The organism is Caulobacter endophyticus (genome assembly GCF_003116815.1).
GTDB classification, from domain to species: Bacteria; Pseudomonadota; Alphaproteobacteria; order Caulobacterales; family Caulobacteraceae; genus Caulobacter; species Caulobacter endophyticus.
Map to the genome: position 1 here is coordinate 1 of NZ_QDKQ01000050.1, position 22,652 is coordinate 22,652.

21 protein-coding genes and 1 pseudogene are annotated in these 22,652 nt (G+C 68.3%); 14 read left to right on the plus strand and 8 right to left on the minus strand.

Annotation, left to right across the window (positions count from 1 at the left end):
• The 3 genes and pseudogenes from DDF67_RS26480 to DDF67_RS13495 all read left to right on the plus strand — a co-directional run.
• Nucleotides 1-116: pseudogene (locus DDF67_RS26480) on the plus strand (IS481 family transposase); the annotation flags it as partial.
• A 212-nt stretch (nt 117-328) separates the two neighbouring features.
• Nucleotides 329-943 carry a urate hydroxylase PuuD gene (locus DDF67_RS13490; protein WP_109101397.1) on the plus strand — a complete coding sequence of 205 codons (615 nt, stop codon included), beginning with the start codon at nt 329-331 and terminating at the stop codon, nt 941-943.
• 79 nt (nt 944-1,022) lie between these two features.
• The gene (locus DDF67_RS13495) at nt 1,023-1,754 is read left to right on the plus strand and encodes a squalene/phytoene synthase family protein (protein ID WP_109101398.1); all 732 of its coding nucleotides are present in this window, start codon (nt 1,023-1,025) and stop codon (nt 1,752-1,754) included.
• 45 nt (nt 1,755-1,799) lie between these two features.
• Here DDF67_RS13495 and DDF67_RS13500 read toward each other — a convergent pair whose 3' ends face one another.
• Nucleotides 1,800-3,866 (minus strand): alpha/beta hydrolase family protein, encoded by a 2,067-nt coding sequence (locus tag DDF67_RS13500; protein ID WP_109101399.1) that lies wholly within the window; start codon nt 3,864-3,866, stop codon nt 1,800-1,802.
• 288 nt (nt 3,867-4,154) lie between these two features.
• Between DDF67_RS13500 and lpxC the strand changes: the two genes are divergently transcribed.
• From lpxC to recN, 3 genes are all read left to right on the plus strand, one after another.
• Nucleotides 4,155-5,051 (plus strand): UDP-3-O-acyl-N-acetylglucosamine deacetylase, encoded by an 897-nt coding sequence (gene lpxC, locus DDF67_RS13505; protein WP_109101400.1) that lies wholly within the window; start codon nt 4,155-4,157, stop codon nt 5,049-5,051.
• A 142-nt stretch (nt 5,052-5,193) separates the two neighbouring features.
• Nucleotides 5,194-6,123: an outer membrane protein assembly factor BamD gene (locus DDF67_RS13510; RefSeq protein ID WP_109101401.1), complete on the plus strand. Its 930-nt coding sequence runs from the start codon at nt 5,194-5,196 to the stop codon at nt 6,121-6,123.
• 99 nt (nt 6,124-6,222) lie between these two features.
• Nucleotides 6,223-7,935 (plus strand): DNA repair protein RecN, encoded by a 1,713-nt coding sequence (gene recN / locus DDF67_RS13515; RefSeq protein ID WP_109101402.1) that lies wholly within the window; start codon nt 6,223-6,225, stop codon nt 7,933-7,935.
• Nucleotides 7,936-8,104: 169 nt separating this feature from the next.
• Here recN and parE read toward each other — a convergent pair whose 3' ends face one another.
• Nucleotides 8,105-10,198: a DNA topoisomerase IV subunit B gene (gene parE / locus DDF67_RS13520; RefSeq protein ID WP_109101403.1), complete on the minus strand. Its 2,094-nt coding sequence runs from the start codon at nt 10,196-10,198 to the stop codon at nt 8,105-8,107.
• Nucleotides 10,199-10,411: 213 nt separating this feature from the next.
• Here parE and DDF67_RS13525 point away from each other — a divergent pair, with 213 nt between their 5' ends.
• Nucleotides 10,412-10,798 carry a hypothetical protein gene (locus DDF67_RS13525; RefSeq protein ID WP_109101404.1) on the plus strand — a complete coding sequence of 129 codons (387 nt, stop codon included), beginning with the start codon at nt 10,412-10,414 and terminating at the stop codon, nt 10,796-10,798.
• Between the two features lie 61 nt (nt 10,799-10,859).
• Here DDF67_RS13525 and DDF67_RS25545 read toward each other — a convergent pair whose 3' ends face one another.
• The 4 genes from DDF67_RS25545 to DDF67_RS13540 form a co-directional block, all read right to left on the minus strand.
• Nucleotides 10,860-11,000, minus strand: coding sequence for a hypothetical protein (locus DDF67_RS25545; RefSeq protein ID WP_158278048.1), 141 nt, complete (start codon nt 10,998-11,000; stop codon nt 10,860-10,862).
• Between the two features lie 65 nt (nt 11,001-11,065).
• On the minus strand, nt 11,066-11,551 hold the full coding sequence (locus DDF67_RS13530; protein WP_109101405.1) for a GNAT family N-acetyltransferase: 486 nt from the start codon (nt 11,549-11,551) through the stop codon (nt 11,066-11,068).
• Between the two features lie 58 nt (nt 11,552-11,609).
• A complete protein-coding gene (locus tag DDF67_RS13535; protein WP_109101406.1) occupies nt 11,610-12,977 on the minus strand; it encodes an amidohydrolase family protein in 1,368 nt (455 codons plus the stop codon).
• Complete coding sequence (locus DDF67_RS13540; protein ID WP_109101407.1) at nt 12,977-14,440, minus strand: amidohydrolase; 1,464 nt, start codon at nt 14,438-14,440, stop codon at nt 12,977-12,979. The genes DDF67_RS13535 and DDF67_RS13540 overlap by 1 nt, the downstream gene beginning before the upstream one ends.
• Nucleotides 14,441-14,603: 163 nt before the next feature.
• Between DDF67_RS13540 and DDF67_RS13545 the strand changes: the two genes are divergently transcribed.
• From DDF67_RS13545 to DDF67_RS13560, 4 genes are all read left to right on the plus strand, one after another.
• Entirely contained in the window at nt 14,604-14,963 is a 360-nt protein-coding gene (locus tag DDF67_RS13545; RefSeq protein WP_109101408.1) for a Kazal-type serine protease inhibitor family protein, read from the plus strand.
• Nucleotides 14,964-15,049: 86 nt separating this feature from the next.
• Nucleotides 15,050-15,340, plus strand: coding sequence for a putative quinol monooxygenase (locus DDF67_RS13550; RefSeq protein ID WP_199229227.1), 291 nt, complete (start codon nt 15,050-15,052; stop codon nt 15,338-15,340).
• A gap of 112 nt (nt 15,341-15,452) precedes the next feature.
• On the plus strand, nt 15,453-16,523 hold the full coding sequence (gene rsgA, locus DDF67_RS13555; protein WP_109101410.1) for a ribosome small subunit-dependent GTPase A: 1,071 nt from the start codon (nt 15,453-15,455) through the stop codon (nt 16,521-16,523).
• Nucleotides 16,524-16,603: 80 nt separating this feature from the next.
• The gene (locus DDF67_RS13560; protein WP_146198032.1) at nt 16,604-16,927 is read left to right on the plus strand and encodes a hypothetical protein; all 324 of its coding nucleotides are present in this window, start codon (nt 16,604-16,606) and stop codon (nt 16,925-16,927) included.
• Nucleotides 16,928-17,009: 82 nt separating this feature from the next.
• Here DDF67_RS13560 and glnA read toward each other — a convergent pair whose 3' ends face one another.
• Together glnA and DDF67_RS13570 are read right to left on the minus strand one after the other, a co-directional pair.
• Entirely contained in the window at nt 17,010-18,419 is a 1,410-nt protein-coding gene (glnA, locus tag DDF67_RS13565) for a type I glutamate--ammonia ligase (RefSeq protein WP_101715712.1), read from the minus strand.
• Between the two features lie 46 nt (nt 18,420-18,465).
• Nucleotides 18,466-18,804: a P-II family nitrogen regulator gene (locus tag DDF67_RS13570; RefSeq protein ID WP_058350331.1), complete on the minus strand. Its 339-nt coding sequence runs from the start codon at nt 18,802-18,804 to the stop codon at nt 18,466-18,468.
• A gap of 246 nt (nt 18,805-19,050) precedes the next feature.
• Between DDF67_RS13570 and DDF67_RS13575 the strand changes: the two genes are divergently transcribed.
• From DDF67_RS13575 to DDF67_RS13585, 3 genes are read left to right on the plus strand one after another with little or no spacing between them, the layout of a single operon-like run.
• Nucleotides 19,051-20,595: an acetyl-CoA acetyltransferase gene (locus DDF67_RS13575; protein WP_109101423.1), complete on the plus strand. Its 1,545-nt coding sequence runs from the start codon at nt 19,051-19,053 to the stop codon at nt 20,593-20,595.
• Entirely contained in the window at nt 20,595-21,164 is a 570-nt protein-coding gene (locus tag DDF67_RS13580) for a histidine phosphatase family protein (RefSeq protein ID WP_109101412.1), read from the plus strand. The genes DDF67_RS13575 and DDF67_RS13580 overlap by 1 nt, the downstream gene beginning before the upstream one ends.
• A gap of 28 nt (nt 21,165-21,192) precedes the next feature.
• Complete coding sequence (locus DDF67_RS13585) at nt 21,193-22,644, plus strand: NAD(P)H-hydrate dehydratase (RefSeq protein WP_109101424.1); 1,452 nt, start codon at nt 21,193-21,195, stop codon at nt 22,642-22,644.
• Nucleotides 22,645-22,652: the final 8 nt, after the last annotated feature.

A 22,652-nucleotide genomic window follows, 5' to 3' on the forward strand; every position in this document is an offset into this window, starting at 1 on the left:
GGGCCAAGGCCATCAAGCCCTGGACCGACGCCTACAACCTCGTGCGTCCACACTCCGGCATCAAAGGCCTCACCCCTTGGCAGCGCGTGAACAACCTTCTTGGAAACGACATCTAGGCCTAAGATCCTCCCCCTGAAGGGGGAGGTGGCCCGAAAGGCTTGAGGGGGAAGTCCCTCCTGACGTCGAGGCGGCCGCTGGCTCACAGGCCAGATCCCCCTCCGTCGGCTTCGCCGACACCTCCCCCTTTAGGGGGAGGATCTCGGGCTCGACTTCCCCGACTCTCCCGCACAGCCTATCCTGCGCGCCAAGACACGCTCAGGGGGCTGAATTGACTGGGATTCTCACCAACTTCCGCAGCACCATCATCGTCAGCGTCACCCTGGCGCTGGTTATGGTGTTCGGCTTCGGGCACAGCGCCCACGGCTTCCACGGCGCCTATTGGCAGGCGGTGTTCCGCTGGCTGCACGTCTTGTTCGGCATCCTGTGGATCGGGCTGCTCTACTACTTCAACTTCGTGCAGATCCGCGTGATGCCGACGATCCCCGCCGAGCTGAAGCCGGCGGTGACACGCTACATTGCCCCAGAGGCCCTGTTCTGGTTCCGCTGGTCTGCCCTGGCCACCTGGTTGATGGGCATGGTCGTGGCCTTCAACCGCGGCTACCTGATGGAAGCCATGACCCTGGGCTCCTGGCAGGGCTACCAGCGCGGCGTCGACATGGGCTTCACCTTCATCGGCATGGGCATGTGGCTGGCCACGGTCATGTTCTTCAACGTCTGGGGCGTGATCTGGCCGAACCAGAAGCGGGCCCTGGGCCTCGTGCCGGCCGACGACGAGACCAAGGCCAAGGCGGGCAAGGTCGCCATGCTGTTCTCGCGCATCAACATGCTGCTCAGCATCCCGATGCTGGTGACCATGACGATGTACCAGACGCTGTTCGGCTGACCGTTCGAAGTTCATGCATCAAGGCCCGCCCGACCGGCGGGCCTTTTTCTTTGCGTGGGACGGGGGCATAAGCCGCGCCATGTCCGCCGCCCCCGAGAACCCCTACGATTCCGGCCTCGACGATCTGGTCCGCCGCATGGACAACGATCGCTGGCTGGCCAGCCGCTTCGTCTCCGATCCGGCTGCGCGGACCGATATCGTCGCCCTGATCGCCTTCAACTACGAGCTGGCCCGCGTGGCCGGCGGCGTCACCAGCGCGCTGATGGGCGAGATCCGCCTGACCTGGTGGCGCGAGGCGATGGAGGAACTAGCCGCAGGAAAGCCGCCCCGCAAGCATCCTGCCGTCGAGGCCCTGGCCGCTTGCGGCGTCGATCCCACGGCCCTTGCCGCCATGGCCGAGGCCCGCCTGTCCGACCTGGAGGAAGAACCGTTCGCGGACGAGGCTGCGGTGCTGGCCTATCTCGACGCCACCGCCGGCGCTCTGGCTGGCCTAATGGCGCAGCGGCTCGATTCCGCCGCCGATGCGGGCGCCGTCCGCGCCGCCGCCCGGGCCTACGGCCTGGCTGGGCTCTGGCGGCTGAAGCTGGCCGGCCGCTCGCGCCTGCCGCAGGCCTGGACCGCCGCCGATGTCGAGGCCCGCGTGGCTCAGCAGCGCAAGGTCGCCGCCGCCGAACTCAAGGCCCTGCCGATCGCGGCCTTCCCGGCGGTGGCTCCGGCCGCCCTGGCGGCGCGCCAGGTCAAAGGGCGCGAGATGAGCGAGCTCGAAAAAAAGGCCCGCCTGACCTGGTCGGTCGCGACGGGCCGGATTTGATCCTGGCTCCCTTCCCCCATCAAAGGGGGAAGGGCGTCTTGGGCCTTACTTTCCTGTCCACTGGTTAAGCCAGCCCAGCACCTCGTCGTGCCACTGGACCGAGTTCTGGGCCTTCAGCACCCAGTGGTTCTCGTTGGGGTAATACAGCAGCTTGCTGGGCACGCCCTTGCGCTGCAGGGCGGTGAAGCTGGCGATGCCCTGCTCGAGCGGCACGCGGAAGTCGTTCTGGCCCTGGACGACCAGGGTCGGCACGCTCCATTCGGCCACGTGATCGGCCGGGTTGAATTTCGAATAGGTGGTGTTCGGCTGCCAGGGCGCGCCGCCGTTCTCCCACTCGCTGAACCACAGCTCCTCGGTCGAGTAGCCCATGAAGCGGCTGTCGAAGATGCCGTCGTGGTTGACCAGGCACTTCCACGGCTCCTTCCACTGGCTGGCGATCCAGTTGATCATGAAGCCGCCATACGAGCCGCCCAGGGCGCAGGCGCGGTCGGTGTCGAGGAAGCCGTACTTCTGGGTCGCGAACGCCCAGCCCTTCTGAAGGTCTTCCAGCGGGCGGTCGCCCCAGTGCTGGCTGATGGCGTCGGTGAAGGCCTGGCCGTAGCCGGTCGAGCCGTGGAAATCGATCATCACCACGGCATAGCCGGCGCCCGCGTAGGTCTGGGCGTTCCAGCGGTAGTGGAAGAGGTTGCCGAACGAGCCCTGTGGGCCGCCATGGATCAGGAAGGCCACCGGATACTTCTTGGCCGGGTCGAAGTTGGCCGGCTTTACGAGGTAGCCGTGCACGGTCTCGTCGTTCCAGCCCTTGAAGCTGAACTGCTCGGCCTCGCCCATGGCCACGCCCTGCAGCTTGTCGGCGTTGAGGCCGGTCAGCTGGATAGGCGCGCCTTTCGGGACCAGGGCGTAGAGCTGGGCCGGAGTCTTCAGGTTGTCCTGGGCGATCACGGTGGAGCCGCCGGCGGCGCTGAACGCCCCCACATGGCCTTCGCCGGTCAGGGCCGTGGCCTTGCCGGTCTTCACGTCGATGGCGAACAGCTTGGTCTGACCCACATCCTCGGCGGTCGTGTAGATGGTCTTGCCGTCGGCGCTGAAGGTGATCGACTGGGCCGAGTGGTCCCAGCCAGGGGCTGCTTCACGCACCTTGCCGTTCTCGCGGACCATGATGCCGAAACGGTCGGCCTCGAAGCCTGGGCGCTTCATGGCCAGCCATGCCTGGACCTTGCCGTCCGGCGAGAAGGTCGGCTGGGCGTCCCAGGCCTTGTTGTCCTCGGTCAGGTTGGCCGGCTTGGCCGAGCCGTCCACCGGAACCGACCACAGGTCGTAGTTGGTCTGCCAGGGTTCGTCGCGGCCGGCGATCTTGGCCGAGAACACCACGGTCTTGCCGTCGGGGCTGATGGCGAAGTCCTCGTCGCCGCCAAACGGCTTGGTCGGGGAATCACCGTCGAAGCCGGCCATGAGCGGCTGCGCCTCGCCGGAGGCGACGCCAGATGCGTCCAGGCCATAGGCATAGAGGTGGTTCTTCGTGCCGTCGTTCCAGGTGTCCCAGTGGCGGATGAACAGCTTGTCGTAGACGACGCCGGTCGTCTTCTGGTGCTTCTTCTGGTCAAGAAGCTCCTGGGTGCAGGCCAGGGTAGGGCAGTCGGGGAAGACGGCCTGGCTGACCACCACGGTCTTGCCGTCGGCCGACACCTTGAAGGCGCCGACGTCGAACGGAGCCTTGGTCACCTGGACGGCGGCCTCGCCCGAAGCGTCGGTGCGGAACACCTGGTCCGAGCCGGCGCGGCCCGACAGGAAGTAGATGCTCTTGCCGTCGGCCGACCAGCGGGCGCTGGAGACGCCGCCGTCCGACACCGCCAGGCGACGCGGGGCGATCCTGGCCTTCAGGTCGGCGATCCACAGCGTGAACGAGGCCTTGTTGGCCGGCAGGTCCATCGTCCGCACCAGGTAGATCACCTGGCGGCCGTCCGGCGACACCTTCGGTTCACTGACTCGATCCAGCGTGACCATGTCCTTGGCGGTGAAGCCGCGACCCTGAGCATGTGCGGCCGGAACGATCGCGAAGGCGGCCAGCGAAAGGGCGAGGGCGGAAGCGGCGAGGCGCAAGGTCTTGGTCATGGAAGTCGAGTCCAGGCGGCAAGGATGCCAAAAAGCGGCGCGAGCCTAGCGGGGCCGTGCCGGCGAGGCCAGCCCGAAGGGCAAGCTTTGCTCCATGCTGCGGCGCCGTTAGCGAAGGTGGCGGAATTTGGCCCTTCGCGTGTCTAAAATGCCATATCGGACAACGACTTATGAAGGTAACAATCCGAAACAGGACTTGCATTGCTGCGTCGCGGCGAAGCTCGTAGACGGTAAATGGGGACGAATAGGCGGCCGCAGAGCCGCTCCCAAGGTTTACAAAGGTTTCTCGTGTCGGTTTCGCCTTATCATCAGCACACGGTCGCCGGACCGGTGATCTTCGCAGGGATCGGCCTGCACACGGGCGCGCACGTTCGCGTCGCCGTGCGCCCCGCCGCCCCCGACAGCGGGATCGTCTTCGTGCGCACCGACGTCCAGGATCGCGACAACCGCGTGCCGGTTCGCGGCGACGCCGTGGTGCAGACGCAGCTGGGCACCGTCATCGCCAACGCCGCCGACGTGCGCGTCTCGACCATCGAGCACCTGATGGCCGCCCTGGCCGCCCTGTCGGTCGACAACTGCGTCGTCGAGCTGGACGGTCCCGAAGTGCCGATCATGGACGGCTCGTCCGAGCCCTTCGTCCAGATTCTCGACCGGGCCGGCCGCCGTCGCCAGGAAGCCGCGCGCCGCTACATCGAGATTCTCTCGCCGATCGAGGTGGTCGAGGGCGACAAGCGTGCGACCCTTACCCCGGCCGAATCCTTCGAGGTGGCTTTCGAGATCGCCTTCGCCAGCAAGGCCATCGGCCGCCAGCGAGTCGACCTGACCATCGACGAGGAAAGCTTCCGCGAGGAGCTGTCGGACTGCCGCACCTTCGGCTTCCTGCGCGAGGTCGAGGCCCTGCGCGACATCGGCCTGGCCCGTGGCGGCTCGATGGAGAACGCCGTGGTCATCGATGGCGACCGCGTGCTCAACCCCGAGGGCCTGCGCCGCTCGGACGAGTTCGTGCGCCACAAGGCCCTGGACGCGGTGGGTGACCTTTATGTCGTCGGCGCTCCGATCCTTGGCAGGTTCGAAGGAATTCTGGCCGGACACGGCCTCAATAACGCCGCTGTTCGTGCGTTGATGGAGCAACCGCGCGCCTGGCGCTGGCGCGCCTATGCGCCGGAGCTGGCCGAGGCGGTCTAGGGCTTTGGCGCGGCCGGTTCCGGCGCGCGCCAGGTCATAGCTTCACAGGGGAAGCTCCCGTCGCTCGGCTTTCGTTTGCGCCCGCATCGACGTGGTGTAGAAGCCTTGGTTCGGCGCGGGGGCGCGCAAGGTTGCTTCGAGGGTGAGAGAGTCCGTGCTTCGCAAAATCTCGGGACGTTCGGCCGTTTCCATCGTGGCCGTGCTCGCCGCTCTGTCGGTGACCGCCTGCGCGGGCAAGCCCAAGAAGCCGACGCTGGCCTATGAGGAGCGTCCGGTCGAGCTGCTGTATTCCACCGGCGCCAATCGCCTGGACCGCGGCAGCTGGAACGAAGCCGTCGACTACTTCCGCGAGGTCGAGCGCCAGCACCCCTATTCGGAATGGTCGCGCCGCTCGATTCTGATGACCGGCTACGCCCACTACCAGGGCAACCAGTACGCCGACGCGATCGGCGACGCCGACCGCTTCATCTCGCTCTATCCGGGCAACCCGTCGGCCTCGTACGCCTACTACCTGAAGGCCATCTGCTACTTCGAGCAGATCGTCGACGTGTACCGCGACCAGGCCGCCACCGAGCAGGCCCTGGCGGCCCTGCGCGACGTCGTCCAGCGCTACCCCAATAGCGAGTACGCCCAGGACGCGCGCCTGAAGATCGACATGGTCAACGACCAGCTGGCCGGCAAGGAGCTGGCTATCGGTCGCTGGTACCTGCGCGACGGCAAGACCCTGGCCGCGATCGGCCGCTTCAAGACCGTCGTCGACCGCCACCAGACCACCTCGCACACGCCCGAGGCCCTCTACCGTCTGGTCGAAGCCTATATGACCCTGGGCCTGACCGAGGAAGCCAAGCGCAACGGCGCGGTGCTGGGTTACAACTTCCCGGGCGACCGCTGGTACGCCGACGCCTACAAGCTGCTGAACGACGCGGGCCTGAGGCCGGCCGTCGAGCCGCTGAAGGCCGGCAACAAGCGCAACCTGATCGACCGGACCTTCAACAAGGACAAGGACGCCACGCTGGCGCCTCCCGGCGAGAAGAAGAAAAAGGGCGGCGTGATGGGCGTCCTGGGGATGTAAGCGAAGCGGGCCGTTGCAAAACGGCCCGTTTTTCTTTTGTTCTCAAGCGATTACCGCTCCCTCTTTGAAAACGCCCGATTCCCGGCGATCCTTCCGGCCATGCTGATCGGTCTCTCCATCCGCGACGTGGTGCTCATCGAGAGCCTCGACCTGGCCATCGGGCCGGGCCTGACCGCGCTCACCGGCGAGACCGGGGCCGGCAAGTCGATCATTCTGGACGCCCTGGGCCTGGCTACCGGCGCCCGCGCCGACGCCGGCCTGGTGAGGCGAGGGGCCGCCGGCCACGCCAGCGCCACGGCGATCTTCGCCCTGGCCCCCGATCATCCGGCCTTCGCCTATCTCGATGACAAGGGCCTGGCCTACGCCCGCGACGAGGACCTTGTCCTGCGCCGCCAACTGTCGCCCGACGGCCGCTCGCGGGCCTTCGTCAACGACCAGGCCACGAGCGTCGGCGTGCTCAAGGATCTCGGCGCCCTGTTGCTCGAGGTGCATGGCCAGCACGAGACCGTCGGCCTGCTGGATCCGCGCACCCACCGCACCCTGCTGGACGCCTACGGCCAGGTCAGCGTCGGCGCCGTGTCCTCGGCCTGGAGCGGCTGGCGCGCCGCCCGCGAGACCGCCGCCGAGCTTAAGGCCCTGTCCGACCGCGCCGCGGCCGAGACCGAGGAGCTGACCCTCCGCCTTTCCGAACTTGACCGCCTCGACCCGCGCGAGGGCGAGGAGACGGCCCTGGCCGAGGAACGGGCCCTGCTGGGCTCGGCTGAGAAGGCGCTGGCCGACATCGCTTCGGCCCAGGACGCCCTGGGCGGCGACAACCTGTCTGGCAAGCTGGCCTCGGCCTTCCGCGCCCTGGAGCGCGCCCGTGACCGCGCCGCCAGCGCCGGCGCGCCGGCCGACGGTCCGGCCATGACCCGCCTGGCCGCCGCCTGCGAAGCGGTCGACCGCGCCCTGGTCGAGGCCCAGGAGGCCAGCGCCGCCATCGATATCGCCGCCGAAAGCTTCGAGTTCGAGCCCGACCGCCTGGAGAAGACCGAGGAGCGCCTGTTCGCCCTGCGTGGCATGGCCCGCAAGCTGAACGTGCTGGTCGAGGACCTGCCGGCCGTTCGCGCCGAGTTCGCCGCCCGCCTGCAGGCCGTCGAAACCTCGGCCGAGGCCCTGGCCGCCGCCGAAGCCCAGGCCGCCGAGGCCCGCGAGGCCTATCTGTATGCCGCCGGGGCCCTGTCAACCGAGCGCCGCGCCGCCGGGGACCGCCTGGCCCAGGCCGTCGAGGCTGAGCTCGGCCCCCTGAAGCTTGAGAAGGCCAGGTTCCGCGTTGCGCTGGAACCGTTGGACGAAGACAAGGCCGGTCCCACGGGACTGGACCGCATCGCCTTCGAGATCTCGACCAATCCGGGCGCGCCGTTCGGGCCGATGGAGGCCATCGCCTCTGGCGGCGAGCTTGCCCGCTTCGCCCTGGCCTTGAAGGCCGCGCTGGCGGGCAAGGGCGGCGGACCTCAGCCGCTGATGATCTTCGACGAGGTCGACCAGGGCGTCGGCGGCGCCGTGGCCGACGCGGTGGGTCTGCGCCTCAAGCGCCTGGCGCAAGGCGAAGGGCAGGGGGGCGCCCAGGTGCTGGTCGTGACCCACTCGGCCCAGGTCGCCGCGCGCGGCGACGCCCACTGGCGTATCTCCAAGTCCGGCGACGACACCTCGACGCGGACGAAGGTCGAGCCGCTGTCGCCTGCCGAGCGCGAAGAAGAGATCGCGCGGATGCTGTCGGGGGCCGAGGTCACCGAGGCCGCGCGGGCGGCGGCTCGGGCGCTGATCGGGTAAATTCCTTCTCCCCTTGTGGGAGAAGGTGTCGGCGAAAGCCGACGTATGAGGGGTCTCTCAAAAGCCAAACGCCGCGACAGCCGATCAGCTGTCGCGGCGTTTCTGTTGGTGCGACCCCTCACCCGACCCCACTTCGCGGGCCACCCTCTCCCGCAAGGGGAGAGGGAAGTTAGAGATCCAGGTCGTCCGCGGCGAAGGCCGCGTTGTCCTGGATGAACTTGAAGCGAAGCTCGGGCTTGCGGCCCATCAGGGTCTCGACCAAGTCCTCGACGCTCTCCTCGTGGCGCGGCAGGGTTACGCGCGCCAGGGTGCGGACCGCCGGGTCCATGGTGGTTTCCTTCAGCTGCGAGGCCATCATCTCGCCCAGACCTTTGAACCGGCCGATCTCGGGCTTTTTGCCCTTGAACATGGTGGCCAGCAGTTCGTCCTTGTGGGCGTCGTCGCGGGCGTACTCGGTCTTGCCGCCGTGGCTCAGGCGATAGAGCGGAGGTAGGGCCAGGTACAGGCGGCCGGCGCGGATCAGGTCCGGCATGGTCCGGTAGAAGAAGGTGATCAGCAGCGAGGCGATGTGGGCGCCGTCGACGTCGGCGTCGGTCATGATGATGATCCGCTCGTAGCGCAGATCCTCTTCACGGTACTTGCTGCCGCCCTGGGCCCCGAGGGCCAGCATCAGGTCCGACAGCTCCTTGTTGGCGGTGAACTTCTCGCCCGAGGCCGAAGCCACGTTCAGGATCTTGCCGCGCAGGGGCAGGATCGCCTGGTTCTTGCGGTTGCGGGCCTGTTTGGCCGAGCCGCCGGCCGAGTCGCCTTCGACGATGAAGAGTTCCGCGCCGTCGACCGCGCCGCCGGCGCAGTCGGCCAGCTTGCCCGGCAGGCGCAGCTTGCGGGTCGCCGAAGCCCGGGAGACTTCCTTGTCCTTGCGGCGCTTGAGGCGTTCCTCGGCACGATCGATCACGAACTCCAGCAGGGCCTGGGCGGCCTTGGGGCTACCGGTCAGCCAGTGGTCGAACGGGTCGCGCAGGGCGTTTTCGACGAAGCGCTGGGCTTCGGTCGTCGACAGCTTTTCCTTGGTCTGGCCCTGGAACTCGGGATTCTTGATGAACACCGAGATCAGCGCGCCGGCCTGGGCCACCACGTCGTCGGCGGTGATGATGGCGCCGCGCTTCTCGCCCTTGAGATCGGCATAGGCCTTCAGGCCGCGCGTCAGGGCGGCGCGGAAGCCGCTTTCGTGCGTGCCGCCCTCGGGGGTCGGCACGGTGTTGCAGTACGACTGCATGAAGCCGTCGTGCTCGCCGAAGCCGCGCGGGGTCCAGGTCACGGCCCATTCGACCGCGCCGGCCTCGCCCTCGCGCTCGATGCGGCCGGCGAAGCTGGTCGGGGTGACCGTCTCCAGCCCCTTGGTGCGTTCGGCTAGGAAATCGGCCAGGCCGTTGGGGAAGTGGAACACCGCCTCGGCGGGCGTCTGGTCGTGGATGCGCTCCTGGGCGCAGGACCATTTGATCTGCACCCCGCGGAACAGATAGGCCTTCGAGCGGGCCATGCGGTACAGGCGCGCCGGCTTGAAGGCGCAGCCCTCGCCGAAGATCTGCTCGTCGGGCTTGAAGCGCACCATGGTGCCGCGCTTGCGGCTGGGCTGGATCTTCTCGACGCCGCCCAGCGGCTTGCCGCGGGCGAAGCTCTGGCGGTGCTCGAAGCCGTCGCGCCAGACCGTCACCTCGACCAGTTCCGACAGGGCGTTGACGACGCTGGCCCCCACGCCGTGCAGACCGCCCGAGGTTTCATAGGCCTTGCCGCTGAACTTACCGCCCGCGTGCAGGACGGTCATGATCACTTCCAGCGCGCTCTTGCCCGGATGCTTGGGGTGCGGGTCCACCGGCATGCCGCGGCCGTCGTCCTTGACCGACAGGTAGCCGTCGGCGTCGAGCTTGACCTCGATCGATTTCGCGAAGCCGGCTACGGCCTCGTCCATCGAGTTGTCGAGCACTTCGGCGAACAGGTGGTGCAGCGCCCGCTCGTCGGTGCCGCCGATGTACATGCCCGGACGCATGCGCACGGGCTCCAGGCCTTCCAGCACCTCGATCGAGCTGGCGTCGTAGCCGCCAGAAGAAGGCGCGGCCTCGACCTTGCCCGGAGGCGGGGGAGGCGGCGGCTGCGGCTTGGGCTCGGGGTGCGGTTCGCGGGCGGGCAGGGGCGGGGCGCTCGGCGGCGCCAGGGCGTCGTCGTCGAACAGCGAGAACAGCGAGTTGGGGTCTTTGGAAGACATGGCGTGATTTTGCGGCGATTCGGGTGTCCCGCCCCGTATGACCCGAGCTCGCCCCCAAGGAAAGCGCTGCCTGGGATCAGGCTGCAGCTTCAGTGTGCATGCACGAATGTGACAATTTTCACGAGCATTTTCGTTGATGTTGCTCAGGGTTGAGCTGATGCTCCTTGCACCGGCCCGAGCGGCGGCCGGCCCATCGGAAGAGGGAGAAGCGTCATGACGACTGCGACAGCGCAGGCGGGGACCGCCGAATTCACCACCACCGACTGCGGCGACACCAGCGGCACGGCCAACGGGCTTCTGCCGGTCGGCTCGGCCGTCTCGATCAACGGCAACACCGATCTCAGCTCGTGCATCATCGGCAACAGCGAAGGCAAGGTCTACGGCATCCGCCTGATGCCCAATGCCGGCATCTACAGCTACCAGGTGCAGGTCGACGCCCAGGGGCCGTCGGGGATTTTCTCGGGCAGCATCAACCTGGCGTTCACCGACCAGACCGGCGACACCTACAAGCTGGCCATCACCGCCAGCCGCCGCGAGCAACACACCGTCTCCTACAACAGCGACCGTCCCTCGATCGTGAAGATCACCTGGGCGACCTGACGCCGCGGGACGCAAAGAGGATGCTCGGCCCCGCGCGGGGGCGCGGCCGGGCATTCCAGCCTCAGGCGGCCTCGGCGGCGGCGCGAGCCAGAGCGCGGCGCTCGCGTCGACGGGCGTCGGCGGCGTCCTCGAACGGCATGCCGTGCTTGTCGATGAAGTCGAGGAAGGCCCGGGTCGGGTGGGCGCTCAGGGTCCAGATCACCTGCACCCGCGTGCGGATGGCCGGCAGGTTGTCATGTCAGGTCAGGTGGACGAGGCGGGCATGGCTCAGGTCAGGCGGCGCCGCATGGCGTAGTTGTGGATCGACACGCCGCGCACCTCGAAGTCGCGCCGTTCTGCAACCGTGAAGCCATGGCGCTCGAAGACCGGCCGGGCCAGTTCGCTGGCTTCGACATGCAGGGCGGTGATCCCGCTCTCCCTGGCCCGCGCGATGAGCGCCTCCAGCAGGCGAGAGGCCACGCCCTGGCCGGCGAAATCGGGATGGCAGTAAAGGTGGTCGATATGACCGTCGGCCTCGAGGTCGACATAGGCTACGGCCTGGTCGAGCGCATCGGCGGCCACGAAGGTCGTCCGGCCGTCTGCGGCGCGGTTCAGCACGTCGATCGGCGCCAGTGGCGCGGGCGCCCAGGCGGCCACCTGGGCCGACGAATATGCCCGGGGACCCAGCGCTTGAACGGCGTCGTAGTAGAGCCGCGCCATGGAGGGCGCATCGTCCGTCCGATAGGGGCGAATGACGATGGTGGCGGCTTCCATCTCTTCCCTCGAAAAGAGACGACCCGCCTCCTCGTGGGAAGCGGGTCGCCTTATCGTCCTAGCGGTAGGCCGGAGGCAGGCCGTTGTCCTGCCCGGCGTAACGGTCGCGCAGCTGGGTCTGGCGGCTGTCGGCCGGCTGCTCCACGCCGCTGACGAAGACCTTGTCGGCCCAGGTGGTGGTTTCCAGCGGATCGCCGGTCCACAGCACCAGGTCGGCGGTCTTGCCGACGTCCAGCGAGCCGATCTGGTCGGCCATGCCCCAGATCTTCGCGGGCGTCAGGGTGATCGCCGCCAGCGCCGCCGGATAGGGCAGGCCGTTGGCCACGGCGAGGCCCGCGTTCAGGCGCTCCTGCCGCAGGTTGTTGAAGTCGCGCGCGCCGTTGATGGCCACGGTCACGCCGGCTGCGTTCAGGCGGGCGGCGTTGTCGAGGCGCGAGCCCAGGGTCTCGAAGCTGTCGGGCAGATCAGCCTGGGTGTCGACGATCACCGGCACGCCGGCTTTCGCGATCTCACCGGCCACCAGCCAGCCTTCCTCGGCGCCTTCCAGCACGATCCTGATCTTCTCCTCGGACGCCAGCTTGAGGGCCAGGCGGATGTCGGAGGCGCGGTGGGCGCGGATCAGCAGCGGGGTCTTTCCCTGCACAACGGGGACCAGGGCCTCGAGGTCTAGGCGCGAGAGGCCGTAGTCGCGCGTGGCGCCCTGTTCGAAGGCGGCGCGGTTCCTGGCGAAGGCCCGGGCGTCCTGCAGGGCCGACTTGACCAGCACGATCGCCGCGCCGCGCGAGCCGCCGGCCGCGCGGGCCCCGGCTTCGCCCAGCGACAGGGTCACGGCGGTCTTGGACTTCGAAACGATGTCGGCCTCGCCGGCCTTCAGACGTACGAAGGCCGCCTGGCCGCCGAACAGCGGCGGATCGCCGCCGCCGTCCTTGCCCGCGGTCATCTCCTCGACCACGCCGTCGTCGGCGTGTTCGTGGCTGCCGCCGCCGACGCCCGACAGGATCGGGGTGACGGCCGAACTGGTGACGCCGCCGTCACGGGCCAGGCCGATCATCGGCGACGCCGGGTTGACGCTGTAGGCGATGTCGAAGCCCGCCGACAGGGCGTTGCCGGTGCCGTCGTCGCGCGTCTCGCGCACGCCGCCGATCTCCGAGGCGCTGATGTTCGACGACGGGGCGACCAGGCCCGGGGTCACGACCCCGCCCTTGGCGTCGATGGTCGGCACGCCGGCCGGCACGGCGACGCTGGCGCCGACGGCGGCGATCTTGCCGTTCTGCACGAGGATGGTCCCCGACGGGATCGCGGCGCTCGACACCGGCTCGATGCGGGCGTTGACGATGGCGAACGTCTGGGCCGAAGCCGGGGCGGCCGCGACGGCGCACAGGGCGGCGCTGGCGAAGAGGCCGGTCAGGAAGGTTTGACGGATCATCAGTTGAACGCTCCCTGGCCGGGCTGGCCTAGCTCGAAGTCGGACTTGGGCTGATAGCGCTTGTCGTTGCGGTCGTAGATCAGGCCGCCGTCGATATAGACCTGCTCGGCCTTGGCGTAGACGCTGAACGGATCGCTGCTCCAGACCACGATGTCGCCGGCCTTGCCCGTCTCCAGGCTGCCGGTCTTGTCGGCGATGCCCATGGCCTTGGCCGGATTGGCCGTGATCCACTTGATGGCCTCGGCGCGGGTGATGCCGTAGCCGATCTTGTTGCCCGCGGTCATGGCGATGGCGGCCTCCTGGTTGAGGCGCTGGGTCATGATCGGGTCGTCGGAGTGAATGACCACGCAGGCGCCGGCCTTCCAGGCGATGGCGGCGTTGGAGTCGATGCCGTCCAGGCTTTCCATCTTGAAGCCGGTCCACGAAGCCCAGGTGGCCGAGCAGATGCCTTCCCTGGCCAGCAAGGGGGCGACCTTGTAGCTCTCCACCGCGTGGTGGAACATGGTGATCTTGTAGCCGAACTCCTTGGCCACATCGATCATCACGGCCATCTCGTCGCCGCGATAGCAGTGGTTCTGCACCAGGATCTCGCCCTTCAGCACGCCTGCCAGGGTCTCAAGCTGCAGGTCGCGCTTGGGGGCGTCGGCCTTCTCGCCCTTGTCCTTCTTGGCGCGATAGTCGTCCCATTTGCGGGCGTAGTCGGCCGCGTCGATCCAGGCCTTGCGATAGCCGAAGACATTGCCCATCGCCGTCGAGGGCGTGCGGCTCTTGCCGCCGTAGACGCGCTTGGGGTTCTCGCCGCAGGCCATCTTCAGGCCGTAGGGCGCGCCCGGGAACTTCATCCCCTGCATGGTGGTCGAGGGCACGTTCTTCAGCGTCACCGAGCGGCCGCCGAAGAGGTTGGCGCTGCCGGGGAGGATCTGAAGCGTGGTCACGCCGCCGGCGCGGGCGCGGTTGAAGCCCGGGTCCTGCGGCCACACCGAGTGCTCGGACCACACCTGGGCGGTGTTGGGGTCGGTGGCCTCGTTGCCGTCAGACTTGGCCGAGACGCCGGGCGAAGGATAGACGCCCAGGTGGCTGTGGGAGTCGATGATGCCAGGGGTGATCCACTTGCCCTTGGCGTCGATGGTGGTCACGCCGGCCGGGATCGCGGTCTGCGGCCCGCCGACGGCCAGGATCTTGCCGTCCTGCACGACGACCACGCCGTTCTCGATCTGCTGGCCCGTCGCGGTCAGCACCGTGGCGCCGACGAAGGCCGTCGGGCGCGAGGGCAGGGGGGCGTAGGTCGAGGGAAAGCCCGACGAGGCTTCGCCATCCAGGCCTTTGGGCAGCGGCTTGGCTTCGGTCTTTTCGGTCGGCTTGGCGCTGGCCTGCGGTTTGGCCGTCGTTCCCGTCGTGGCGCAGGCGGCGAGGCCGAGCGCCAGCAGACTGACGGCCGCGGCCGTCTTACCCCATCGTGTCATCAAATATTCCCCGACTCTCGAAGAGGCTGCGAGGACAGACTAATTCAGACCCCTGATCAAGCAGCGCGGCGCCCCATTTTTCCCCGATCGCGGCGTTTGTCTGTCGCGCGTGCTTCGTGCGAGGATCGCGACCTGCGGTCGAATCCGCGTGGGAGAAAACACGATGGGCTTGCGTCCCTGGCTCGGCTTGGCGGCCGCTCTTCTGATCAGCGCGTGCGCGGGCCAGCCCGCCGGTCCGTCGACGGGGTCTCCGCCGGCGATGTCGCGCGCCCCGGTCGCCGAGGGCGGCATGTGCGGCGGCATCGCCGGCTTCCAGTGCGGCGAGGGGCTGTCCTGCGTGATGCCGGCCGGCGCCTGCAGGACCGTGGCCGACGCCTCGGGCGTCTGTCGTCCGCGTCCCCAGGCCTGCACCATGGACTACCGCCCCGTCTGCGGCTGCGACGGCAAGACCTACGGCAACGCCTGCAGCGCCGCCGGCCAGGGCGTCAGTGTCGCCCACGACGGCGAATGCAAGGCCTCCTGACGGAAATGGACCGGCGGCAAGCCATAATCGGCGGCGCGGCGGCGGCTCTTGCGCCGTCGCTCGCCGCTGCTGATCAAGGAAAGACGATGTACGGACTGATCGGCCAGATGAAGGCCGCCCCCGGCAAGCGGGACGAGCTGGTCGCCATCCTGAAGGAGGGGACTGGGGCGATGCCCGGCTGCCTGTCCTACATCCTGGCGCTCGACCCGGCCGACGCCGACGCGATCTGGATCACCGAGGTCTGGACCGACAAGGAGAGCCACGCCGGCTCCCTGAAGCTTCCGGCCGTTCAGGCCGCTATCGCCAAGGCCAGGCCCATCATCGCCGGCTTCGGCCATCGCTTCGAGACGACGCCGGTGGGCGGCGTGGGGCTGTAGGTCTTCAGAGGGAACGGCCGTATTCTCCGGCCCGTCGCGATCCGGCTTTCGGCGCGTGCCGTTTTGCTGCTAGGCGGGGCGGCGACGGATCGCTGGCTTATGGAAGTCCAACTTGATCGAGCAATACGGATGGTCTGACCGGCTGGAGAAGGCTTTCGAGCCTCACGCGCGCGCCGGCCATGCGGCCGGCCGCGTCGTCGTCCAGCAGCGCAACGGCTATCTGGTGGTTACGGCCCAAGGCGAGGTGCGCGCCAAGCTCTCCGGCCGCCTGCGCCATGAAGCCCAGGAGGCCGGCCACCCGGCGGTCGGCGACTGGGTGGCTTTGTCGATGAACCTGGCCGAGCGCACCGCCACCATCCAGGCCGTCGTGCCGCGCCGCACCGCCCTGGTTCGCCGGGCCGCCGACAGCGTGCAGACCCCGCAGGTGGTCGCCGCCAATGTCGACCTGGCCTTCATCGTCACCTCGATGAACGGCGACCTCAATCCGCGCAGGATCGAGCGTTATCTGGCCGCCGCCTGGCAGAGCGGCGCGCGCCCCGTTGTCGTGCTGACGAAGTCGGACATCTGCGCCGAGGCGGCCTCGCTCGCCGCCGATGTCGAGGCGCTGGCCGCCGGCTGCCCGGTGGTGATCGTCTCCGCCCGCGAAGGGCTGGGCCTTGACGCCCTGCTGGCCCACCTGGCCCCCGGCGAGACCTGCGTGCTGATCGGCTCGTCGGGCGTCGGCAAGTCCACCCTGGTCAACACCCTGCTGGGCGAGCGGCGCATGGCCACCCAGTCGATCCGCGAGGCCGACGACCGCGGCCGCCACACCACCAGCCATCGCGAATTGGCCCTGCTGCCCGGCGGCGGCCTTGTCATCGACACGCCCGGCGTCCGCGAAGTGGGGCTGGTCGAGGCCGACGAAGGCGTGAGCCAGGTATTCGACGACATCGAGCGCCTGGCGGAAACCTGCAAGTTCGGCGACTGCAGCCATGCCAACGAACCTGGCTGCGCAGTACAGGGCGCCATCCTGAGCGGGGACCTCGACCCCAAGCGCTGGGAACACTTCCGCAAGCTCGCCCAGGAACTGGCCGCGGTGGAGGAAAAGGCGGCCCGGGCGTTCAAGGACGCCGAGCGCAGGCGCCTGGGCAAGGCCCAGAAAAGCTACCGCACTGCGCGCAAGGACGCCCGCGGCGGCGCCTGAGCCAAAGGTTTTTCAAAATATGGCCGCTCTTCCCGGCGAATGGGATTAGGTGTGGGGTTCAACACCTTCGAGAGATGACCATGCCGGCCTTCACCATTGTCACCACCAGCGCGACCCAAGGCAGCGATTCAGCGGAGGTGAACACCCTTACCGACGAGTTCTCGAGCGAGAGCGAAGCCGTGGGCTACGCCCGCCGCATGGCCGACGAGATGCTCGATCTCGCCAGCCAGCTGTCGCTGGATTTCGACTACACCAATGTCGGCCTCTATGAGGGCGACCTGCTCGATGCGGATCTCGACCCGAGCCATGCCGCCTTCAAGGGCGCGTGGGTGCTGGATGAGGAAGGCGCTTCGTTCATCTCCGCCGACGAGTTCCGCGACGAGATCGCCCAAGCCGACGCCTGACCTCGCCGACGCCAGGACAGCGCCCAAAAGAAAAGGCCCGGAACTGATGTTCCGGGCCTTTTCCGTACTCAGGCCTTTCGGCTTAGCACTTGTAGTACATCTCGAATTCGACCGGGTGCGGGTGCAGTTGCAGACGCATCACTTCTTCCATCTTCAGCTCGATGTAGCTGTCGATGAAGTCGTCGTCCATGACGCCGCCGGCCTTCAGGAAGGCGCGGTCCTTGTCCAGGCTTTCCAGGGCTTCACGCAGGCTGCCGCAGACTTCCGGGATCTTCTTCTGCTCGCGGGGCGGCAGGTCGTAGAGGTTCTTGTCGGCGGCCGCGCCCGGGTCGATCTTGTTGATGATGCCGTCAAGGCCGGCCATCAGCAGGGCGACGAAGGTCAGGTACGGGTTGCCCATCGGATCCGGGAAGCGGGCTTCGATGCGCTTGGCCTTGGGCGAATCGACGTGCGGGATGCGGATCGAGGCCGAGCGGTTGCGCGAGCTGTAGGCCAGCTTCACCGGAGCTTCGTAGCCCGGCACCAGGCGCTTGTAGCTGTTGGTGGTCGAGTTCGAGAAGGCGTTGATGGCCTTGGCGTGCTTGATGATGCCGCCGATGTACCACAGGCACTCCTGCGACAGGCCGGCGTACTTGTCGCCGGCGAACAGCGGCTTGCCGTCCTGCCAGATCGACTGGTGAACGTGCATGCCCGAGCCGTTGTCGGCGAACATCGGCTTGGCCATGAAGGTGGCCGTCTTGCCGTAAGCGTGGGCCACGTTGTGGATCACGTACTTATAGAGCTGCATGCGGTCGGCCATGGTGACCATGGTGTCGAACTTCAGGCCGAGTTCGTGCTGGGCCGGCGCCACTTCGTGGTGGTGCTTTTCCGGCTTCATGCCGAGCTCGCCCATGACGGCCAGCATTTCGCCGCGCAGGTCCTGGGCCGAGTCGACCGGGTTCACCGGGAAGTAGCCGCCCTTGGGGCCCGGGCGATGACCCATGTTGCCTTCCGGATAGGCCTTGCCCGAGTTCACCGGCAGCTCGGTCGAGTCGAACGAGTAGCTGGTGTCGTGCGGGGCGGTCGACCAGCGCACGTCGTCGAAGATGAAGAATTCGGCTTCCGGGCCGAAGTAGACGGTGTCGCCCACGCCCGCCGACTTTACGTAGTTCAGCGCGGCCTTGGCGATCGAGCGCGGGTCACGGTTGTAGGGGGTGCCGTCGTCCGGGTTCACGACGTCGCAGAACAGCGCCAGGGTGGTCTGCTGGTAGAACGGGTCGATGATGGCCGAGCTCAGGTCCGGACGCAGCTTCATGTCCGACTCGTTGATGGCCTTCCAGCCGGCGATCGACGAGCCGTCGAACATGGTGCCGTCGTTCAGGAACTCATCGTCGACCAGGTCGATGTCGAAGGTGACGTGCTGCATCTTGCCGCGAACGTCCGTGAAGCGGACGTCGACGTACTTCACGTCCTTTTCCTTGATCAGGTCCAGGATTTCCTTGGCGGTGCTCATTGATATCCCCTTTGAGCGAGAAAGTCGTAAGGCGTAAGGCCGTGGGCTAGACGGCGGACGGGCCGGTTTCGCCGGTCCGGATGCGGATGACTTCGGTGATCTCCGAGACGAAGATCTTGCCGTCGCCGATGCGGCCCGTGCGGGCGGCGTTGGTGATCGCCTCGAGGGCGGCGTCGAGCTGGCTGTCCTCGACGACGACCTCCAGCTTGATCTTGGGCAGGAAGTCCACGACGTACTCGGCGCCACGATAGAGCTCGGTGTGGCCCTTCTGGCGTCCGTAGCCCTTGGCTTCCAGAACGGTCATCCCTTGGACGCCCATGTCCTGGAGCGCCTCTTTGACCTCATCCAGCTTGAACGGCTTGATGACGGCTTCGATCTTTTTCATCGGTCTCTTCCGCGCCCAACGGCGCATGGCCTCTGACTTTGAGCGGCAAGGATCACGCCGCCCGGAGCGCTACAAGTCGGGGTTCCCGCGATTGTCGCGGTTCCGTCGTGCATTCAGGCATATGTGCAAATACTGGGCGTCGTTTGATTGAAAAATGCGCATTTCGGAATTGCGGCCGGAAACGGCCTTGTCGCGCCCCGATAGCTGCCTAGGATCGAGAAAACGATCGTTTGAACAGGGGTGAACATGCGTGACGACACGCCGGTTTTGATCGGCGCGGGCCAGTTCACATTTCGCGGCCCCGCCGAAAATTCGCTTCCGCCGCTGGAATTGCTGAAGATTGCGGCGAAACGAGCTGTCGCCGACGCTGGGCTGGAAGGGACGGTTCTTGCGCGTTTGGACGCTCTTGCGGTCGTAGCGTTCAGCATCGACGCCCCGGGCGGTCTTTCGAAACTGCCGCTTCCTCGCCTGTCGGATCCGCCGGCCAGCCTGGCGCGGGCGATCGGCGCCGATCCGGCCTGGGCGGTCTATACCGAGACCGGCGGCAACAGCCCCCAGCAGGCGATCAACGTCCTGGCCGAGCGCATCGCCCGCGGCGAGTCGCAGCTGGGCCTGGTGACCGGCGCGGAATTCCTCGGTTCGCTGATGAAGCGGATGAAGAACGGCCTGGGTTTTGACGGCTGGGCCGACGAGCTCGACACAAAGCCCGCCCGCATCGGCGATCCGCGCCCGGGGGTCACCAGGCAGGAAGCCGCCCACGGCCTGGGCTATCCGGTCAACACCTATCCCCTTTTCGAGAACGCGCTGCGGGGCCGTGACGGCCGAAGCCTTCGCGACCACCAGGCGCGGCTGGGCGCGCTGTTCTCGCCTTTCACCAAGGTCGCCGCCGCCGATCCCGAGGCGTGGTTCCCGGTCGAGCGCTCTCCTGAGGAACTGGTCACAGTGACCGAGCGCAACCGCATGGTCGGCTATCCGTATCCCAAATACCTCAACGCCATCATGGAGGTGGACCAGTCAGCCGCCGTGCTGGTGGCCAGCGTCGGCATGGCGCGTGAACTGGGCGTGCCGGAAGACCGCTGGGTGTTCCTGCACGGGTGCGCCGATGCCGCCGACCTCTGGTATCCGCTGCAGCGCCAGGACTTCCATTCCAGCCCCGCCATCCGCCTGACCGGCCAGCGCGCGCTTCAGATGGCCGGCATCGGGCTCGACGACCTGGACCTGATCGACCTCTATTCCTGCTTCCCTTCGGCGGTGCAGGTGGCGGCCGAGGAACTGGGTATCGCGCTCGACGATCCACGCGGCCTGACCGTCACCGGCGGCCTGCCTTATTTCGGCGGACCGGGAAACAACTACAGCCTCCACGCCGTGGCGCGGCTGATGGAGCGCCTGCGCGAGCGGCCCGGCGCCTGGGGCCTGTCGACCGCCAACGGCTGGTTCCTGACCAAGCAGTCGGTGGGCGTCTATTCCACGCGGCCGTTCGAGGGGGAATGGCGGCGCGAGGATCCGGCGGTGATCCAGAAGCAGATCGACGCCCTGCCGCATCCGCCGATCGCTGAGAAGCCGGAAGGCCGCGCCACGATCGAGACCTATACCGTCGTCCACACCCGCCAGGGCCCGCGCATGGGCATCGTCATCGGCCGCACGCAGGACGGCGCGCGCTTCGTGGCCAACACCCCCGAGGACGCGCAGGTCCTGGCCGATCTGGAGAGCCGCGAGGGCGTCGGGCGCACGGGCGCGGTCGGGCCGCATCCCGACGGCGTGCGCAACCTCTTCACGCCGGACGCCGCCTGATGGGCCGCGTCCACGTCATTCGCCACGGCAAGCCGGCGGCGGCCTGGGGCGGCCAGGACGACGATCCGGGTCTCGACGAGACCGGGCGGGAGCAGGCGAGGGCGGTCGCCGCGATCCTCGCCGCCTTGCCGGTTGGCGAGCGTCCAACGCGCGTCGTGTCGTCACCGCTTCGCCGTTGCCGCGAGACCGCCGCGCCGCTGGCGCAGATCCTGTGCGTTGCGGTCGAGATCGAACCGGCCGTCGGCGAGATTCCTACCCCAGCGGCGGTCACGTCCGAGCAGCGTCCGGACTGGCTGAGACAGGCCTTCGCCGGCGACTGGGGCGATATCGAGGGCGATCGCGACTACCAGGTCTGGACGGCGGAGGTCGCCGGCGCTCTGGCGCGATACGAGGGATGCGCCGTCTTCAGCCACTTCGTCGCCCTCAACGCCGCCGTCGCTGCGGCGCAGGGGACCCGTGCGGTGATGGCCTTCCGGCCCGACCACGTCAGCGTCACCGTCTTCGAAGTCGTCGACAACGGCCTGCGGCTGGTCGAGAAAGGCAAGGAAGCCTCCACCGGCGTTCTTTGATGGAGACCCCGTGTCGCCCCGCCAGATCATGACCGTCGACGAGATGAAGGCGGCCGATGCGGCGGCGGTTGCGGCTGGAACGCCGGCGACCACCCTGATGGAGCGGGCCGGCAGGGGCGCGGCCGAGGCGATCCGCGCGCGCTGGTCGCGCCGTCCCGTCGTGGTCTGGTGCGGTCCCGGCGACAACGGCGGCGACGGCTACGTCATCGCCCGCCATCTGAAGCGTCGCGGCTGGCCGGTGCGAGTCGAGGCCCTGGCGTCGCCGGCCTCGCCCTCTTGCCGTTGGGCCGCGGAGCGCTGGCGTGGCGAGGTCCATCCGCTGAACCCTGCCATCTCCCCGGCCGAACTCTATATCGACGCCCTGTTCGGCGCCGGACTGTCGCGACCCCTGGAGGGGCTGGCGGAAGAGCTGGCGCGAGCCGCCGAGGGGCTGTCGGCCCGCATCGTCGCCATCGATACGCCGAGCGGGGTCCATGGCGACACCGGCAAGCCCTTGGGCGGCGCAGCGTTCGCAGCCGCCCTGACCGTCACCTTCCATCGCCGCAAGCCGGCCCACGTGCTGGCTCAGGGCCGCGCGGCCTGCGGCGAGGTGGAGGTGGTCGATATCGGTCTGGCCGTGTCCGGCGCCGGTGATCTGGCCGAGAACGATCCCGGCCTGTGGGGCGCCCGGTTCCCCTGGCCGTCGAACGACGCCCACAAGCACGCGCGCGGTCGCCTGGTGGTGGTCAGCGGCGAGGCCTGGAGCACCGGCGCGGCGCGGCTGTCGGCGCGGGCCGGCCTGCGGATCGGCGCGGGCGTGGTCACCTTGCTTTCGCCGCCGGGCGCCCTGGCGGTCAACGCCGCCCACCTGGAGGCCGTGATGCTGGCCCCGTTCGAGACCGACGCCGAACTGGCCGACCGGGCCGCCCACGCCGCCGCCGCCGTCATCGGCCCTGCCGCCGGGGTGGGCGAGGCGACGGCGCGCAATCTCACGGCCCTGGCCGGCACTGGCGCGGCCCTGGTCGTCGACGCCGACGCCCTGACCAGTTTCGCCCACGCCCCCGACGAGCTATTCGCACGCCTCGACCGCGACGATGTGCTGACGCCGCACCCGGGCGAGTTCGAACGGTTGTTTCCTGGCCTGCTCAAGGCCTCGCCCGAGCGTATCGCCGCCGCCCGAGAAGCCGCCCGCCTGGCGGGAGCGATCGTGCTGCTGAAAGGCCCCGACACCGTGATCGCCGCGCCCGACGGCCGAACGGCCGTGAACCTCAACGGCTCGCCCTGGCTGGCCACGGCCGGTTCGGGCGACGTGCTGGCCGGCTTCATCGCGGGCCTCGCGGCCCAGGGCATGGCCAGCTTCGACGCCGCCTGCGCCGGAGCCTGGATCCACGCCGAATGCGCGGCGATCCATGGCCCCGGACTGATCGCCGAAGACTTGCCGGGCCTGGCGCCGACAGTGCTCAAGAGGTTATGGGACGCTCGTGAAGAAGCGCTCCCGTAGGGAGGGCC

Coding starts and splice junctions, on each gene's coding strand:
- DDF67_RS13495 (WP_109101398.1), top strand. CDS start 1,023: ATGTCCGCCGCCCCCGAGAACCCCTACGATTCCGGCCTCGACGATCTG.
- DDF67_RS13500 (WP_109101399.1), bottom strand. CDS start 3,866: ATGACCAAGACCTTGCGCCTCGCCGCTTCCGCCCTCGCCCTTTCGCTG.
- recN (WP_109101402.1), top strand. CDS start 6,223: ATGCTGATCGGTCTCTCCATCCGCGACGTGGTGCTCATCGAGAGCCTC.
- parE (WP_109101403.1), bottom strand. CDS start 10,198: ATGTCTTCCAAAGACCCCAACTCGCTGTTCTCGCTGTTCGACGACGAC.
- DDF67_RS13525 (WP_109101404.1), top strand. CDS start 10,412: ATGACGACTGCGACAGCGCAGGCGGGGACCGCCGAATTCACCACCACC.
- DDF67_RS13530 (WP_109101405.1), bottom strand. CDS start 11,551: ATGGAAGCCGCCACCATCGTCATTCGCCCCTATCGGACGGACGATGCG.
- DDF67_RS13535 (WP_109101406.1), bottom strand. CDS start 12,977: ATGATCCGTCAAACCTTCCTGACCGGCCTCTTCGCCAGCGCCGCCCTG.
- DDF67_RS13540 (WP_109101407.1), bottom strand. CDS start 14,440: ATGACACGATGGGGTAAGACGGCCGCGGCCGTCAGTCTGCTGGCGCTC.
- DDF67_RS13545 (WP_109101408.1), top strand. CDS start 14,604: ATGGGCTTGCGTCCCTGGCTCGGCTTGGCGGCCGCTCTTCTGATCAGC.
- DDF67_RS13550 (WP_199229227.1), top strand. CDS start 15,050: ATGTACGGACTGATCGGCCAGATGAAGGCCGCCCCCGGCAAGCGGGAC.
- DDF67_RS13560 (WP_146198032.1), top strand. CDS start 16,604: ATGCCGGCCTTCACCATTGTCACCACCAGCGCGACCCAAGGCAGCGAT.
- glnA (WP_101715712.1), bottom strand. CDS start 18,419: ATGAGCACCGCCAAGGAAATCCTGGACCTGATCAAGGAAAAGGACGTG.
- DDF67_RS13570 (WP_058350331.1), bottom strand. CDS start 18,804: ATGAAAAAGATCGAAGCCGTCATCAAGCCGTTCAAGCTGGATGAGGTC.
- DDF67_RS13575 (WP_109101423.1), top strand. CDS start 19,051: ATGCGTGACGACACGCCGGTTTTGATCGGCGCGGGCCAGTTCACATTT.
- DDF67_RS13580 (WP_109101412.1), top strand. CDS start 20,595: ATGGGCCGCGTCCACGTCATTCGCCACGGCAAGCCGGCGGCGGCCTGG.
- DDF67_RS13585 (WP_109101424.1), top strand. CDS start 21,193: ATGACCGTCGACGAGATGAAGGCGGCCGATGCGGCGGCGGTTGCGGCT.